The following is a 15314-nucleotide window of genomic DNA, read 5'->3' on the forward strand; positions in this document are numbered from 1 at the left end:
ATCTTACCAGAGATAGCCTCATATTGCAAAAGAAAAGCAGATGCCGCGAAGCGCGGCCAAAACGGACTCCCCCACATGGATTGCGGCGGAAGCGGGAAAGCTACCACTGTACGTCCATCCTAACGAAGAAAGAGGTCGTGACGATGTCCAAGCACAACGGAGTCAAAAACGAGATGGGCAAAAAAGAAAATCCTTCCCAGACGCGTTCTTCGACAACAGTGGGCAAAGAAGAGACGCGCTCCAAGCAACGCGGCGAATAACCGTGCCCTTCCCAGCGAAAACCGGCCTGCCTGTTTGGGCAAGCCGGTTTCGCATTCGTTTTGTCGCGCAACTACCGCTCAAATGCTCACTTGCTGCGGGACGTACGCCCGCGTTGGCTTGATCGCTGGCGCGTTGTCCACAAAAATGGACACGTTGTGCAGCGTCACGTACACGGTTCCGCCTTCGACGACGTTCAGTTCCAAAAACCGCTGCCGGCTCATTTCCGCTTCAAACACTTCCTTCGTATCCAGCCGCTTCAATTCCAGACGGACGATCGGCCCGAGCAAGGTAATCCGCTCGGTTTGCGCCTGAACGGCTGTCGCTGCGGACGATTTTGGCGGATGCAGCGACACTTCCACGTCATGCGGACGCATGTAGCCGACGGCTGGCCCCTCGCCGACATCGTGCTCCGCCTCGAACTCCGCTTCCCCCAGCTTGATCCGCCCGTTTTGAATCCGCCCGTGGAACAGATTGACGCGGCCGAGGAAGCTGTAGACAAACGGATTGGCGGGCTTGTGGTAAATTTCTTCGGGGGAGCCTACCTGCTCCACTCTGCCTTCGTTCATGACGACGACGCGGTCTGCCAGCTCCATCGCCTCTTCCTGGTCGTGCGTCACAAACAAAATCGTCAAGCCGAGCTTTCCGTGCAAATGGCGCAGCCAGCGCCGCAGCTCCTGCCTGACTTTCGTGTCCAATGCGCCAAACGGCTCATCCAGCAGCAAAAATTTCGGCTCCACCGCAAGCGCTCTGGCCAGCGCGACACGCTGCCGCTGTCCCCCGGACAACTGCGAAGGATAGCGATGGGCAAGCCCCTCCAATTGAACCAGCCGGAGCAGGGAATGCACTTTTTCGTGAATCTCTCTTTTGCTCGGCCTTGTTTTGCGGGGACGGACAGTAAGACCGAAAGCGAGGTTGTCGAAAATGTTCATGTGCCGAAACAGGGCGTAATGCTGGAACACAAAGCCCACCTGGCGCTCGCGCACGTCCCGGTCCGTATTGTCCTCGCCGTTGAACAGGATGCGCCCCTGCTGCGACTGCTCCAGTCCGGCGATCAGCCGGAGCAAGGTCGTCTTGCCGGAGCCGGACGGACCCAAGAGCGCAACCAGCTCGCCCTCGGGTATGTGCAAATTGACATTTTGCAGCGCGGTAAAGTTTTTGTATGTCTTCGTAATGTTGACAACCTCAATGCTCATCCTGCCCTCTCTCCTGACACGTCAAAGTGATGTTCCTCTTCCCCCTCGGACTGTCGCTCCGTTTTCCACTCAATCACGCTTTTCAAAACGAGCGTAACCAGTGCCAACACAGCGAGAAGCGTCGCGACCGCGAAAGCCGCAGCGAACTGGTATTCGTTGTACAAAATCTCCACGTGCAAAGGCAGCGTGTTGGTCATGCCGCGAATATGGCCGGAAACGACCGAGACAGCGCCAAATTCGCCCATCGCCCGGGCATTGCAGAGAATGACGCCGTACAAAATGCCCCACTTCACATTCGGCATCGTGACGCGCCAAAACGTTTTCCAGCCGCTCGCCCCGAGCGACACGGCCGCTTCCTCTTCGTCCTTGCCCTGCGCCTCCATCACGGGAATCAGCTCGCGGGCGACAAACGGAAACGTCACAAAAGTCGTCGCCAGCACGATGCCCGGCACGGCGAAGATGATTTTCAGGTCAAGCGCAGCCAGCCACGGCGCTGCAATTCCCTGGCTGCCGAACAAAAGAACGAAAATCAGCCCGGCGATGACAGGCGACACCGCAAACGGCAAGTCAATCAGGGTCAGCAGCACATTTTTGCCGCGAAACGAAAACTTCGCGATCGTCCACGCGGCAGCGATGCCAAACGTGACGTTCAACGGCACGCTGATCGCGGCGACCAATAGCGTCAGTTTGACCGCCGACAGCGTTTCCGGGTCGGAAATGGCGGCGAAAAACACGTCTGCCCCTTGCTTGAACGCCTCGGTGAACACGGCAATCAGCGGCAGGATGAGAAACAGGCCGAGAAACAGAAAAGCAACTGCGATCAAGCTCCAGCGCACGTAGGCTGGCTCTGTTACATGCTTCATTGGTCACACCCTCTATCGTGCCGCATCGAATTTGTTAATCCTCCATTGCAAGTAGTTAATTATCAGTAACATGACAAACGAGGCGACGAGCATGACCGTCGCGATCGCCGTCGCGCCCGCGTAGTCGAACTGCTCCAGCTTTGTCATAATGAGCAGCGGCACAATTTCTGTCTTGAGCGGCATATTGCCGGAAATAAAGACGACAGAACCGTACTCGCCGAGCGCTCGGGCAAAAGCGAGGGCAAAGCCGGTGATGATCGCCGGGAGCAAATGGGGCAAGATGACGCGGGTAAACGTGCGAAAGCGTGTCGCCCCCAGCGTCGCGGCTGCTTCCTCCATCTGCAAATCCCAGTCCTGCAAAACAGGCTGCACCGTCCGCACGACAAACGGAAGACCGATAAACGTCAACGCCACCCAAATGCCGATCGGCGTGTACGCCACTTTGATCCCCCACTCCGCCAAATACTGCCCGATCCACCCGTTTTCGGCGTAGATCGAGGTGAGCGCAATCCCGCCTACCGCTGTCGGCAAGGCAAACGGAAGATCGACAATGCCGTCAATAATACGTTTTCCGGCAAACTGGTAGCGGGTCAACACCCAAGCGACCAGCACGCCGAATACCGCATTGACACAGGCGGCAAAAAAGGAAGTGAGAATGCTGACGCGTATCGAGGCGAGCACGCGCGTATCGAGAATCGTGCCTACGAACTGCTCCCAGCTCAAGGTGGAAGCTTTTAAAAACAGGACGGACAGGGGGATCAGCACCAAGAGGCTCAAGTAAACAATGGTGTAGCCCATCGTGATCCCGAAGCCCGGCAAAAACCCCCTGCGCGAAAATAGTTTTCTCATGGAGCTAACTCCTCTGATGGCAAGATATGTTTATGGGCGATTACGGTTTGTAAAGCTGATCGAAGACGCCCTGGTCGGAGAAATGGATTTGCTGCGCCTTCGTCCAACCGCCGAACAGTTCGTCTATTGTGAACATTTCGATTTCAGGAAACGCAGGTGTATGTGCCTTGAGCACCTCTTCGGAGCGCGGACGGTAGTAGTGCTTCGCCGCGATTTCCTGGCCTTTTTTCGTGTAGAGGAATTGCAGGTACGCTTCGGCGACTTCCTTAGTCTTGTGCTTTTCCGCGTACTTGTCGACGACGGTGACAGGCGGCTCCGCCAAAATGCTGATAGACGGATTGACGATCTCGAATTTGTCTTTGCCCAGCTCTTTCACCGCGAGATACGCTTCGTTTTCCCAGGCGATCAGCACGTCGCCAATGCCGCGCTCGACAAAAGTAGTCGTCGATCCGCGCGCGCCCGAATCGAGCACCGGGACATTTTTGAACAGCGCTGCCACGAACTCCTGTGCTTTCGCCTCGTCGCCCCCGTTTTTCTTGAGCGCATAGCCCCAGGCAGCGAGGTAGTTCCATCTGGCTCCCCCGGACGTTTTCGGATTCGGCGTGATGACCGAGATGCCCGGTTTGACCAGATCGTCCCAATCCTTGATCTGCTTGGGATTACCTTTGCGCACCAGAAAAACGATGGTCGAGGTGTACGGCGAGCTGTTGTCCGGAAGCTTCTTTTGCCAGTCGGCCGGGATCAGCTCGCGCTCGGCAATGGCGTCGATGTCGTAGGCGAGCGCCAATGTGACGACATCCGCCTCCAGACCGTCGATGACGGAGCGGGACTGCTTGCCGGACCCACCGTGAGACTGCTTGATCGTGACCGATTGTCCGGTTTTTGCCTTCCACTCCTGGGCAAATTCCTCGTTAACCTCCTGGTAAAATTCTCTCGTCGGGTCGTAGGAGACATTGAGCAGCTCTACAGTCTGGGCGCTGCCCCCCGCCTCTGTCCCGCTTGTTCCCGTTCCTGTCGACGCAGCGGAGCATCCGCCCAAAGCGATAGCCAAAGCGACGATGCCGATGCGTTGCAGGCTGGAATGGATCTTGCCCTTTGTGGTGTTCATACTGGTAACCTTCACTCCCTGTTTTTTAATCTATACTATTTTACTCGGAATACTTAGTTATTTACGATTATACCCGCCTTTTTATCGCTGTCAATCATATTCCCATCCACTTTATGCCCCATGGGCGGGCGAGGTGAGCGCGGGCAGCCGTGCAGATGATCTTTATCGCATCAGTTGCGGCGACCGCTCCATTGAGTTTTTCCCTTGCGCAAACGTATCGCGCCGCTTCCCAGAGCATTTTTGGTCCAAAACAAAAAAGACAGCAACCGGCGCTGTCCCCCATGAATGCGGATCGATTTATTCATAAACTTTACTCCCCGGTTCTGTCGTCTGCTGCCGCTTGAATCTGTTGCACGACCTCTTGCGCTTCGAGCGGCGTGTGCGCCGGGAGCTCTAAAAAAGTAGCGGCCCGTTTCCTTGATTTTTTCGTAAAGCGCAAACAGTTCCGGGCCACTTTTCTCGCCGCCAGCCAGGATCGGCTCTGTATCGGTCGCGATGACGATTCCTTTGGCCCCCCCACCTTCCATGATGAACGAGAGCTTCTCATCCGTAGGAGATAGCCAATCCTGCATAGAACGGCCGTCATAGGAGCGTATTTCCTCCGCTTCCGGCAGCACAGCTCCCGGAATGGAAAAGCCGGACAAGCTTACGTTGCTTTTTCATTTGCTGAAAAATTTGCTGTCTTTGTTACGGGCCTGTTCCATCTTTTTGTAGCAGCCAGCGCTTCCTTGTCGCCTTGGTTCATGGCATTCGCCACGTAGCCAACGAAATTCCGGCCACGATGACGACGCCGAGCAATGTCCACGAATATTTATTCATAAACAAACCCCCACGTTCATTTTTTTCAAAACCGTATAAGGAGTCGACCCATTCTTGTCTGGCTTGAAATAGTATACCTAAAATATCCAATCTACCAAAATAACATAAAAAAACGGACGCCCTGTTCCTCGCCAAAAGAATGGATGCTGGCGGCAAGCAACTTGTCATTGGCGAACTGCAGCAGCCCTGTGTTGGCACAACTGCTGCCTCCGCCGACGATCACCACATCACAGCGCAAATCGTCCGAAATGGCAGGATAGCGTGGCGGGTTGGGAAAAGTATGCGACCAATACAGTTTGCCATTCACTAAATCCATGCGGCAATTCCCCTCGGCATTGGTTGGTGTAGCAGCTAACCCATAGCATAACCAACAGAAGCGTTGACATCCGTCTCGCGCATTTTTTCGCTTTCGGTTATGATGAAGGGACAAAGGAGTGAAGGAACGTGATTACCGTCTATGTAAAACGTCCGCATGAACAGGCGGAAAAGCTCGACATTGCCGATACCAGCTCCTTGAGCGACCTGGTGGACGGCGACTTTGAAGTGGTGGCCGACGATCATCTGGAAGGAATTTCCTTGATCGTGAATGAAGATGGGCGCGGCGTGTTGGGGAACAACTTCCCGATCACCTCGGACGGCTATTTGGACTGGGTCTACGGTCCGTGCGTGTTCGTCAAAGCCGACAGCCGTTCGCTCACGGAGGAGGACATCAGCCGGATCGACCGCTTCCTTGCGGCCAAAGTGTAAAAGCAGCTTGCTCGTTGCAGCGAGCGTACAGCGAAAAGACCCCTGATCTGCCCGCGATGTGCCGTTTGTTTCTGCACACGCTGCTTCCCAGGGGTCTTTTCTTTGTTGGGCAGATCGGCCTAGCCGTTGATCCCGCTGCTGCCGAAGCCTCCCGCTCCTCTTTCCGTCTCATCCAACTCGTCGACAACCTCGAAGCGGGCGACAGGCACCAGACCGATCACACCTTGCGCGATCCGGTCGCCTTTTTTAATGAAGTAGCTGTGCGCGTCGACTTCCTCAGCCACCTCCACCTGTTTTTCGCCTGCATCCAGACACACTTTGCCGAGCTTGCCAGAAGGAATGCGGATGTTGTCCATCAACACGCACACCTCTCCGCGATACCCCGCATCGACCGTCCCCGGCGCATTCGACAGGCGCAGCTTTGTCTTCGCGCCTATCCCGGAACGCGGGCGCACTTGCAGCTCGAACCCTTCCGGCAAGGCAAAAGCCAGTCCGGTCGGAATTTTGGCAGACTCCCCCGGAGCGATAATCGTATCTTCTACCGCTACCAGATCGAATCCGGCGTCCATCGCGCGCGCGTATTGCGGAATGACGGCATCCGGGTGCAGTTTTTTAAGTTTCACCTGGGCAACCAGGCGCTCATTTGTCGTATTCATCCAAGTCTCTCCTCGTCTATCGCCTCTACAGCTAATGTCCTTCCATAGTGTACAAGATGAACCTGCATCCAGCAAGTTCGCCGCTTTTTCACTACTATTTCGCACATTTTCATAGAAAGCTCACAAATTCCTTTCTTTTTCTACGCTTTTGCTGGCGAGTTGTGATATAATCACCGTTGCGTCATAAACTACAATTGAACAAGAAAGGTGGAATTGTACCTTGCAAGTACAAAAACCATACCGTATTTTGCTTTACTACAAGTACACTCCAGTGGACAACTATGAGGAGTATGCTGCTGAACACTTGCAATTTTGCAAGGAGATTGGACTGAAGGGACGGATTATCGTCGCTCCCGAGGGCATCAACGGAACCGTATCCGGCACCATCGAGCAGACAGACGCCTACATGGAGTATGTGAGAAAAGACCCGCGTTTTGCCGACATGTGGTTTAAAATAGATGAGGCGGACGGGCACGCGTTCAAAAAAATGTTCGTTCGCGCGAAAAAAGAGCTGGTGACCTGGCGCCTGGAAAAAGATGTCGACCCGAACGTCAAAACAGGAAAATACTTGAGCCCGAAAGAATTTTACGAAATGATGCAGCAAGAGGACGTCGTGATCCTCGACGGCCGCAACTACTATGAATACGACCTCGGTCACTTCCGCGGCGCGATCCGTCCGGAAGTCGATTCCTCCCGCGAGTTTCCTGAGTGGATCGCGAAAAACATGAGCCAGTTCAAGGACAAAAAAGTCCTCACCTACTGCACAGGCGGCATTCGCTGCGAAAAGCTGACCGGCGTGCTGCTGGAACAAGGCTTTAAAGATGTGTACCAGCTCCACGGCGGAATCGTCACCTACGGAAAAGATCCGGAAGTAAAAGGCCGCCTGTGGGACGGAAAATGCTACGTGTTCGACGAGCGCATCTCCGTACCGATCAACCACACCGAAGAAGACGTGGTGATCGGCCGCTGCTACTACTGCGGTACTGTCGAAGACCGCTACGTGAACTGCGCCAATCCTTTCTGCAACAAGCAGCACTTCTGCTGCCCGGAATGCGAGCAAAAATACAAGCGTTCCTGCTCCGACGAATGCCGCGAGCATCCGCGCAACCGCTTCGTCGAAGAAGAAAAAGCGAAGCTGCAAGCTGCCGGAGCGAACGCATAAGCAAACGAAAAACAAAGCAAGCTGACTGTCCCTTGTGGTAGTCAGCTTGTTTTTTTGCGCCTCTCGTCCCGGTGCGGATAAATAAGATGCTGTCGTTTCGAAATGCACCTTGATTCAGCCGATCTTTTCGGTTGTCTCCAAACGCAATCTCCTTCATAATAAACAAAGTGTTCGCAAAAATGGAAATCTCATCCTTTTGCTACATTTCGTTCTTTTTGCTTGGGAGGTGCTATGGAAAAGAAGATAAGTATCGTCATCGGTTTTTTGGTCGGACTTGTTTTCGTCAACTACGAGATCGACTATAATTTCCTGTTCGATCTGGGGATCAAGCCCGAGCCTGTGCGGCTTGCCGTGAAGCTGATCGGCTTGCTCAGCACCCTCATCTGCGGCCTGACGCTGATTTTCGACGCGTGGCGAGCGATGCGCTCAAGCTGATAAGCGGAGGAAACGCCCATGAATAACTATATTTCGACCATGCGCAAGCTCATCGGTCACGAGACGTTGTTGACAGTAAGCTGCGGCGCTATTTTGGAAGATGACCAGGGACGCATTTTGTTGCAGCAAAAATACAACCGGATATGGGGCATTCCCGGCGGCCTGTTGGAAATCGGCGAGACGTTTGCGGAGACGATCCACCGCGAAGTGCTTGAGGAAACGAACCTCATCGTCAAAGCAATGCAACTGTTTGGCATCTACTCCGGGAAAAACGGTTTTGCCCAGTACGCCAATGGGGACAAGGTGTTTAGCGTTCAGCTCATTTTTCATGTCACCGACTACACAGGCACCGGCCATCTCAATGAAGAGAGTACCGGACAGCCTGAATCCTCATCAGGCTCCGTTCATTCTGGACTGGGCAAACGGCGCAACAACGACAATTGTCAAATAAAGTCCAGGTCCCGGCTCGCCTGCCGCCGAAGCTGAACAGCCGGGAGCGCGATTCCGATCACTTCCGCCAGATCGGCAATGACGGCGTCCGCCTCGGCAGCCGCAGCAAACTGATCGCTGCGCTTCCAGACCGCTTTCATCCCGACGGCTCGGCTGGCACGCACGTCGTTTTCCGGATGATCGCCCACGTATATCGCTTGCTCCGGCGGTACGCGCAGCTTGGATAGCGCCCGTTGAAAAATCGCCGGGTCGGGCTTGCGCAATCCTTCCCATTCCGAAATCAGTACCGCCTCGAAAAAATGCGCGATGCCGAGCGCCTGCAAATTGGCGTACTGGAACTGTCCAAACCCGTTTGAGATCAGCCCGAGCTTGATGCCCTGCTGTTGCAGTTGTCCAAGCGTCTCGTGCAGATGAGGAAAAGCAATGCAATGTTGCGGAAACCGGCTGATATAGTCTTGCAGCAAAAACGAAGCGTCCAGATCGGGAATGGCGAACTCCGCGACAAGCTGCTCGTACACTTTGTCTTTCCATACATACCCGTGCTGGTCCAGCTCGATAAAACGCTCGCAAAAGACATCCTTTTGGACAAGCTGCAGCGCGCCAATTCGCTCGTACTGATCGTGTACGAATCGCAGAAGAGACGTGTCGCGGTCCAGCAAAGTGCCGTCCAAATCAAAAAGCACAGCCTGAATCGTCATGCCCAAGCACTCCTGTCTTCTTTTTGGTTTGCGGGCGCTACCCGTTACACCCGCTTCTGTTTCTCTGCCATTTTCCCGCTTCCCTGCTTTTGGTAAAATAAGAATGGTCAAATCCATCAGAAAAAGGTGAAAACTCGTGTCACCAAATTATGAAGCAAGCATTCTCGAATGGCAAGCAGCAATGGAAGAAGGAAAAACCACCTCGAGGGAGCTGACGCTTTCCTTTTTGGAGCGAATCGCGGCCTACGACAAACAGGGGCCTTATATCAACGCGATCAGTGAAATCAATCCGGACGCCCTGTTCATTGCCGAAGCACTCGACCGGGAGCGCGCCGTCTCGGGCAGTCGCGGCCCGCTGCACGGCATCCCCGTTCTCATCAAGGACAACATCGCGACCAAAGACAATATGCACACGACAGCCGGCTCGCTGGCACTGGCCGATTCCTACGCGGCGGCCGACTCCTTTGTCGCGGCGCGGCTGCGGGAAGCGGGAGCCGTCATTTTGGGCAAAACCAACCTGACCGAGTGGGCGAACTTCATGGCCGACCTGATGCCAAACGGCTACAGCTCGCGCGGCGGACAAGTCCGCAATCCGTACGGCCCCGGCACGTTTGATGTAGGCGGCTCCAGTTCAGGCTCGGGGGCAAGCATTGCAGCAGGCTTCGCCGTCGCGGCGGTCGGAACGGAAACATCCGGCTCCATCCTGCACCCTGCGGAAAAAAATTCGCTGGTCGGGATCAAACCAACGGTCGGCCTCATTAGCCGCCGCGGCATTATTCCGATTTCCCACAGCCAGGACACGGCCGGGCCGATGACCAGAAGCGTCACCGACGCAGCGATTTTGCTGGGCGCTCTCGCAGGAGTCGATCCCAAAGACCCGGCGACGGAAAAAAGCGTTGGCATCGCGCAGCGCGATTACCTCCCCTTCCTGGATGCGAACGGTCTGCAAGGCGCGCGAATTGGCGTCGTCCGCTCCCGCTTTCTGGCAAAATGCTCCGCGGAAGAAGTCGCGCTTTACGAAGCGGCTCTTTCGCAACTGCGAGAGGCTGGCGCGACGCTGATTGATCCTGTCCGCATCCCGACAGAAGACGCGGAGTGGAGCTCCCACGTTTTGATGCACGAGTTTAAAGCAGGCATCCAGGCGTATTTGAAAAACTTTGCGCCAACCTATCCGCTTCGCACCTTGAAGGACATTATCGCCTTTAATCGCGAGCACGAAGCAAGAGCGCTTCGCTACGGACAAGACATTCTGGAGCAGTCGGAAGAGACGAGCGGCACGTTGACCGAGCCGGCCTATTTGCGCCAGCGGCTGTACGATCTCGAAATGTCGCAGCGCCAAGGGATTGATGCCGCCGTCAGCGAACACGCGCTGGACGCCCTGCTCTTCCCCGGCAGCACAGGCTACGCCATTCCTGCCAAAGCGGGCTATCCGTCCATTACAGTACCTGCGGGCTACACGTCGGAAGGAAAGCCTTTCGGGATCACGCTGACCGGACTGGCCTTCACCGAGTCGGTGCTGCTTCGTCTGGCTTACGCTTACGAGCAAGCAACGTTGCTGCGCGTGCCACCCGTATTGTCGGACAAGGTCTGAGCCGCCTGCCGCACCTGATTCATCCCACCCATTGGCAAGGCCAACCGCTGATATTCCGGTTGGCCTTTTTCTGTAGCTTGCCAGCATGTCCAGATCGTGACATGATGAAGCAAGCTGGCTTTCCTCTCAACCAAACAGCCGACAAATGAATCGGAGGACTTTTGCCTTGAGCCACATTCGTTTACGTCCGACAACAGCAGACGATTTGCCCACATTTTACGCCCAACAGCTTGACCCGGAAGCAAACCGCATGGCCGCCTTCACGTCCAAGAACCCGAGCGACCGCGAAGCGTTTGCAGCGCATTGGAACAAGCTGTTGGCAGATGAATCCATTCACAAAATGACCGTGCTTGCGGATGAAAAGATCGCTGGTTACATCGTGCACTTCGAGCAATTCGGCCATCCTTCCGTCGGCTACTGGCTCGGAACGGAATACTGGGGCAAGGGCATCGCGACGACGGCGCTGCAAACATTTTTGCAGCTCATCCCCGCTCGTCCCGTCTACGCCCGCGTCGCCAAGGACAATGTCGGCTCGATTCGCGTCCTGCAAAAGTGCGGTTTTCAGACCGTTGGGGAGGACAAAGGGTTTTCCGCTGCGCGCGGCAGCGAGGTTGAAGAGTTTATCATGCGGCGAGAAGCTTGAATGAGCCGGGATGCAGCAACAGGCGTGACCGTGTGCTGCGCGCCGATTTTCCCGCTACGCTGAAACTTCTAGTATCTTCCAATCGGATATCCGAGAGAACAAGTCTGCTTGCACAGGAGGGAAAAAATTATGGCTGTAGTCTCCAACGTGTTGGTAGCGGTTTTGCTGTTTGCCTGGGCGGGGGCAGAGGTGCTTTTGGAGCCTGCGATGGGCATGGCGAACTCGCCTTGTCTTTTTTCTTTCCCTCGTTGTCATCAGCGGCGTGATCTACTGGAGCGGCTATTGGTGGAAAAGCTGATCGCATCGAAGATTTCGACGCGAGCGGAGAGCGGCGTACGGACAGCTTTTCCGCTCGTGGCGCAAAAGACGTCTTCTCCTACTCCAGCAGCCCATAAAAAAACGCATCGAACCGCTACAGGTTCATGCGTTTTTTTACATCGTCGTCGTTTCTTGTTCCGCTTTGCCCAGTCTGTCCTGGAACAACTTGCCGAGCTGGCCGATGTCTACTTCCCATTTTTCGTCCTTGTAGTAGACAGTAGCCTTCGTCTCTCCCTTTTTGCCCACGATGCGAATGCTGGCCGTCTTGACTTCGTAGCTGCCATCCGGCTGAAACGTAATGTCGGCATCCTTTAGTTCGCTGTCCAGCACAGGGGTGATCGTCTTGTCCACCACTTCCTGGGTGGCCACCACCGCTTGCCGCCCCATCTGAATGACTTCCTCCGGGCTGAACTGGAAAAACAGCACCAGCACCACGCCGATGATGGCAGCGAGCGAAATGATCCGGATCAGGCTGCGCACGACCCATTGTGCCGCCAAAATCACCACGATGATACAAACCGCGACGGGCCAGTAATCTTTTACGAGTTGAAGAACTTGCTCCATCCTCACCCCTCCTTCACCATCCCATTCTCGCCAAAAATGGGCGGTCGTTAATCAACAACCGGCGAGAAAATGGCGATTGTTTTGGAAAAGTAGAAAAAACCGCCGCATGATGTGCGGACGGACATGTTTGCCTGGCCTTCCCAAGCCTTAACATCATTCGACAATCCGGGCCAAGAGTCCTGCCCCCGGGCGTAAAAACCGCGAAGCGGCATGCGTCGCAAGCCTTGCCAGCTTTTGCTTCCCGGTGATTTTCTTCGCGATAAAAATGTCTGTCAGCTCAAGGGCGGCCATGCCTTCACCGAGCTGTGCCACGGTACTGTGCCACGGTTATTCCCGCCGCTCGGCAATCGCGATCTGCCTGTGGGCAATATCCGAACATCGTATGCGGCTTGATCGCAGGCCGGAGAGCAGCCCCTTCTGCATTAGAGCGACTGCCTCTGTAGCAACTTGTACTCCATGCGGTTCAGAACACTGGGCAGAGCGGCGTGACCAGTTCGTCCGCGCTATTTCCGATCAGCTTCATCGGGTCAGTCTTGCTCCGGCTTTTGGCTTTTGCGCAGCTCATCGAGATAGCTGTACAACGTCACCTTGGAAATTTTCAATTCGGCCGCCACCTTCTCCAGTGCGCCTTTAATTAAAAACACGCCTTTTTGGTCCATGAACTGGACGATTTGCAGCTTTTCGTTTTTGTCGATTTTCTCCACGTCTTTCTCGGAGATCGTCTGGGCAATCAGCTTTTCCACGATCTCCCACACGTTTTGCACAACTTCCGCTCCTTCGCGCTCCAGCGGCTCCCCGCCCATGCGGATGAAGTCCTCGATAAACTCCCGTGTGCTGACAAGCGGCTGGATGTCGATGTTGATGCAAAAAGCGCCGATCGCTTCCCCTTCGGCATTGCGGATCAGGGCAGTCGTCGACTTGATCGTCCGCCCGTCCTCCGTCTCGGTCCGGTAATTGGCTACGACGTCATTTTGCAGCTTTTGGGACAAAAGCACCTGTGTGATGAGCTGATGGAACGACTGGCCGATAGCCCTTCCTGTTACATGGTTGTTGGCTGCGTAAATAACCGAAGATTGCGGCGAGCTTAAATCGTGAATTACAACCTCGCAGTTCTTCCCGAAAGTCTGGGCCATGGCGTCCGCAATCGGAATGTAACGCTTTAATTCCTCCCCGTATTTCCCCATGCTTCCCGCTCCTTTCGTCCATGCTGGCGTTGCGGCTTGTTAGCCCTCATTTTATTTGCATGTATATTTTTTCAAGGTAATAGCATAATTTTTTCTATGAAATTCGAAAAAAGAGATTTTCTTATCGAACTGGGTAGACAGCCGCAAAAAGATGAATCTTCCACACTTCCTGGGCTATTGGTCCTTTGCGGAAAGAAGCGCCGAGAAAAAATTATATACGAGAGCCTCTTCGTTTTTTCTTTCTAAGTTTATACTTTTTTCTACAAACTTGCAGCTAAAAAAACTCAAAAAGAACCGCCGCCGATCCCCCAGACCGACGGCGCTCTGTTGCGCGACTAGATGTTGCGTTGGTCGTACTGCATGCCTTTGGCATAATACGCTTCCTGGATGTGCGCCGGAACCATGCTGCCTCCGGTCGCCCAGACGATATGGGTCGCGTTTGCCAGTTTGTCGGCAAGCCCTTGCTGCTCGATGTAGCGCTGCCCCGCCTCGGTCGAAAGCAGGCGGACTGGCCCCGGCATGCCAGCGAGAGCAGACGGCTCCAGCCGCACAGACTCGCTGTCGCGCAGCGCCCGCAGCAGCCGGTACAACTCCTCGTCAGCCACGGTGTAAACGCCGCTGAGCAGCGATTCCATCACCTTGCCGACGAAACGGGAAGGCCGCCCCACGGCCAGTCCGTCCGCTTCTGTCCTGTTGTCGATGCCAAAGTCTTGCACGGCTACCTGGTCATGCAGGCCAGTCATCAGGCCGAGCAGCATACAAGGCGAATGTGTCGGCTCCGCAAAAAAGCAGTGGACGTGATCGCCGTAGACGAGCTTCAAGCCGTAGGCGACGCCGCCCGGGCCGCCGCCTACCCCGCACGGCAAGTACACAAAGAGCGGATGCTCGCTGTCGACCACAACCTGCTGTTCCTCCAGTTGCTTTTTCACTCGTTCAGCGGCCACGGCGTAGCCGAGAAACAGCCGCTGGGAGTTTTCATCGTCAATAAAATAGCACTGCGGATCGGCTTCCGCCTGTTTTCTGCCCTCTTCCACCGCTTTGCCGTAGTCGGACTGGTATTCGAGCACCTGCACGCCCTTAGCGCGGAGCAGCTCCTTTTTCCACGCTTTCGCATCGGCGGACATATGTACCGTCACCTGAAAGCCGAGCTTCGCGCTCATCACACCGATGCTCAGCCCGAGATTGCCCGTCGACCCTACAGCGATGGAGTAGCGGGAAAACAACTCGCGATACGAATCAGAGGCAAACACGGCGTAGTCCCCGTCAACAGGCAGCAGACCGTGCTTGTCGGCCAATTCCTCCGCATGGGCGAGAACCTCGTAGATGCCGCCTCTCGCCTTGATAGAGCCTGCGATTGGCAGGTGGCTATCGCACTTCAGCAGGAGCCGCCCCGGAATTTCCTGTGCGAAGCGGGCCGCCAGTTCGCTTTGCATTTTGCCGATGGAGACGAGCGGCGACTCGATCAGTCCGCCTGCCTCGGCCGTTTCCGGAAATGCGCGTTGAATGAAAGGCGCGAATCGGCGCAAACGTTCCTCCGCCTCGCGCACCTCATCGGCCGTAACCGACAGAGCCGCACGGGCGATGGGGGCATAGCCCGGATTTGTCCAAAATACTTCTTTCGTCGCCATCATTTCGGACAATAACGGATACTCCCGCTTCCACTGCTCGATTGATTTTCCTGCTACTTTCACACTGTTTTCCATCGCAATCGCCTCCATTTTTGTTCCTGCTGCTCGTCAGGTTGCTTGTTCGCCCGGTGATGCGACTGGTGTG

Annotated in this window: 18 protein-coding genes; 6 read left to right on the forward strand and 12 right to left on the reverse strand. The window is 55.2% G+C overall.

Annotated elements, in window-relative coordinates; genetic code table 11:
• Window positions 1-338: 338 nt before the first annotated feature.
• The 6 genes from M655_RS15030 to M655_RS15055 all read right to left on the reverse strand — a co-directional run bounded on the left by M655_RS15030 (window position 339) and on the right by M655_RS15055 (window position 5409).
• Entirely contained in the window at window positions 339-1454 is a 1116-nt protein-coding gene (locus M655_RS15030) for a sulfate/molybdate ABC transporter ATP-binding protein (protein ID WP_026557116.1), read from the reverse strand.
• Window positions 1451-2317, reverse strand: coding sequence for a sulfate ABC transporter permease subunit CysW (gene cysW / locus M655_RS15035; protein ID WP_026557115.1), 867 nt, complete (start codon window positions 2315-2317; stop codon window positions 1451-1453). Before cysW ends, M655_RS15030 begins: the two co-directional genes overlap by 4 nt.
• 12 nt (window positions 2318-2329) lie before the next feature.
• On the reverse strand, window positions 2330-3166 hold the full coding sequence (cysT, locus tag M655_RS15040) for a sulfate ABC transporter permease subunit CysT (protein ID WP_007779650.1): 837 nt from the start codon (window positions 3164-3166) through the stop codon (window positions 2330-2332).
• Window positions 3167-3206: 40 nt separating this feature from the next.
• Window positions 3207-4274: a sulfate ABC transporter substrate-binding protein gene (locus M655_RS15045; protein WP_035422688.1), complete on the reverse strand. Its 1068-nt coding sequence runs from the start codon at window positions 4272-4274 to the stop codon at window positions 3207-3209.
• 170 nt (window positions 4275-4444) lie between these two features.
• Entirely contained in the window at window positions 4445-4918 is a 474-nt protein-coding gene (locus tag M655_RS15050) for a hypothetical protein (RefSeq protein ID WP_286085837.1), read from the reverse strand.
• A gap of 266 nt (window positions 4919-5184) precedes the next feature.
• On the reverse strand, window positions 5185-5409 hold the full coding sequence (locus tag M655_RS15055) for a hypothetical protein (protein ID WP_005833528.1): 225 nt from the start codon (window positions 5407-5409) through the stop codon (window positions 5185-5187).
• A 128-nt stretch (window positions 5410-5537) separates the two neighbouring features.
• Here M655_RS15055 and M655_RS15060 point away from each other — a divergent pair, with 128 nt between their 5' ends.
• Window positions 5538-5840 (forward strand): DUF3846 domain-containing protein, encoded by a 303-nt coding sequence (locus tag M655_RS15060; RefSeq protein WP_026557113.1) that lies wholly within the window; start codon window positions 5538-5540, stop codon window positions 5838-5840.
• 119 nt (window positions 5841-5959) lie between these two features.
• On the opposite strand, the gene dut is transcribed toward M655_RS15060, so the two are convergent.
• Window positions 5960-6496 carry a dUTP diphosphatase gene (gene dut, locus M655_RS15065; RefSeq protein ID WP_005833531.1) on the reverse strand — a complete coding sequence of 179 codons (537 nt, stop codon included), beginning with the start codon at window positions 6494-6496 and terminating at the stop codon, window positions 5960-5962.
• Window positions 6497-6716: 220 nt separating this feature from the next.
• On the opposite strand from dut, the gene trhO reads away from it, so the two are divergent.
• The 3 genes from trhO to M655_RS15080 all read left to right on the forward strand — a co-directional run bounded on the left by trhO (window position 6717) and on the right by M655_RS15080 (window position 8579).
• Entirely contained in the window at window positions 6717-7658 is a 942-nt protein-coding gene (trhO, locus tag M655_RS15070; protein WP_005833533.1) for an oxygen-dependent tRNA uridine(34) hydroxylase TrhO, read from the forward strand.
• A gap of 231 nt (window positions 7659-7889) precedes the next feature.
• Window positions 7890-8093 (forward strand): hypothetical protein, encoded by a 204-nt coding sequence (locus tag M655_RS15075; RefSeq protein WP_005833535.1) that lies wholly within the window; start codon window positions 7890-7892, stop codon window positions 8091-8093.
• An 18-nt stretch (window positions 8094-8111) separates the two neighbouring features.
• Entirely contained in the window at window positions 8112-8579 is a 468-nt protein-coding gene (locus M655_RS15080; protein ID WP_026557112.1) for an NUDIX domain-containing protein, read from the forward strand.
• On the opposite strand, the gene M655_RS15085 is transcribed toward M655_RS15080, so the two are convergent.
• Window positions 8537-9241 (reverse strand): HAD family hydrolase, encoded by a 705-nt coding sequence (locus tag M655_RS15085; RefSeq protein ID WP_026557111.1) that lies wholly within the window; start codon window positions 9239-9241, stop codon window positions 8537-8539. The two genes, M655_RS15080 and M655_RS15085, sit on opposite strands and share 43 nt — an antisense overlap.
• Window positions 9242-9422: 181 nt before the next feature.
• Between M655_RS15085 and M655_RS15090 the strand changes: the two genes are divergently transcribed.
• Window positions 9423-10832, forward strand: a complete 1410-nt coding sequence (locus M655_RS15090) for an amidase family protein (RefSeq protein ID WP_502708207.1) — start codon at window positions 9423-9425, stop codon at window positions 10830-10832.
• Between the two features lie 166 nt (window positions 10833-10998).
• Complete coding sequence (locus tag M655_RS15095) at window positions 10999-11475, forward strand: GNAT family N-acetyltransferase (protein WP_026557109.1); 477 nt, start codon at window positions 10999-11001, stop codon at window positions 11473-11475.
• Between the two features lie 432 nt (window positions 11476-11907).
• Here M655_RS15095 and M655_RS15100 read toward each other — a convergent pair whose 3' ends face one another.
• The 4 genes from M655_RS15100 to dsdA form a co-directional block, all read right to left on the reverse strand.
• Window positions 11908-12357: a hypothetical protein gene (locus M655_RS15100; protein WP_005833542.1), complete on the reverse strand. Its 450-nt coding sequence runs from the start codon at window positions 12355-12357 to the stop codon at window positions 11908-11910.
• A gap of 153 nt (window positions 12358-12510) precedes the next feature.
• Window positions 12511-12669: a hypothetical protein gene (locus M655_RS15105; protein ID WP_005833543.1), complete on the reverse strand. Its 159-nt coding sequence runs from the start codon at window positions 12667-12669 to the stop codon at window positions 12511-12513.
• A gap of 215 nt (window positions 12670-12884) precedes the next feature.
• Complete coding sequence (locus M655_RS15110; RefSeq protein ID WP_005833544.1) at window positions 12885-13541, reverse strand: helix-turn-helix transcriptional regulator; 657 nt, start codon at window positions 13539-13541, stop codon at window positions 12885-12887.
• Between the two features lie 335 nt (window positions 13542-13876).
• Window positions 13877-15244 carry a D-serine ammonia-lyase gene (gene dsdA, locus M655_RS15115; RefSeq protein WP_026557108.1) on the reverse strand — a complete coding sequence of 456 codons (1368 nt, stop codon included), beginning with the start codon at window positions 15242-15244 and terminating at the stop codon, window positions 13877-13879.
• Window positions 15245-15314 lie beyond the last annotated feature (70 nt).

It is taken from the genome of Brevibacillus sp. NSP2.1 (genome assembly GCF_000470975.2).
Taxonomy (GTDB): Bacteria; Bacillota; Bacilli; order Brevibacillales; family Brevibacillaceae; genus Brevibacillus; species Brevibacillus agri.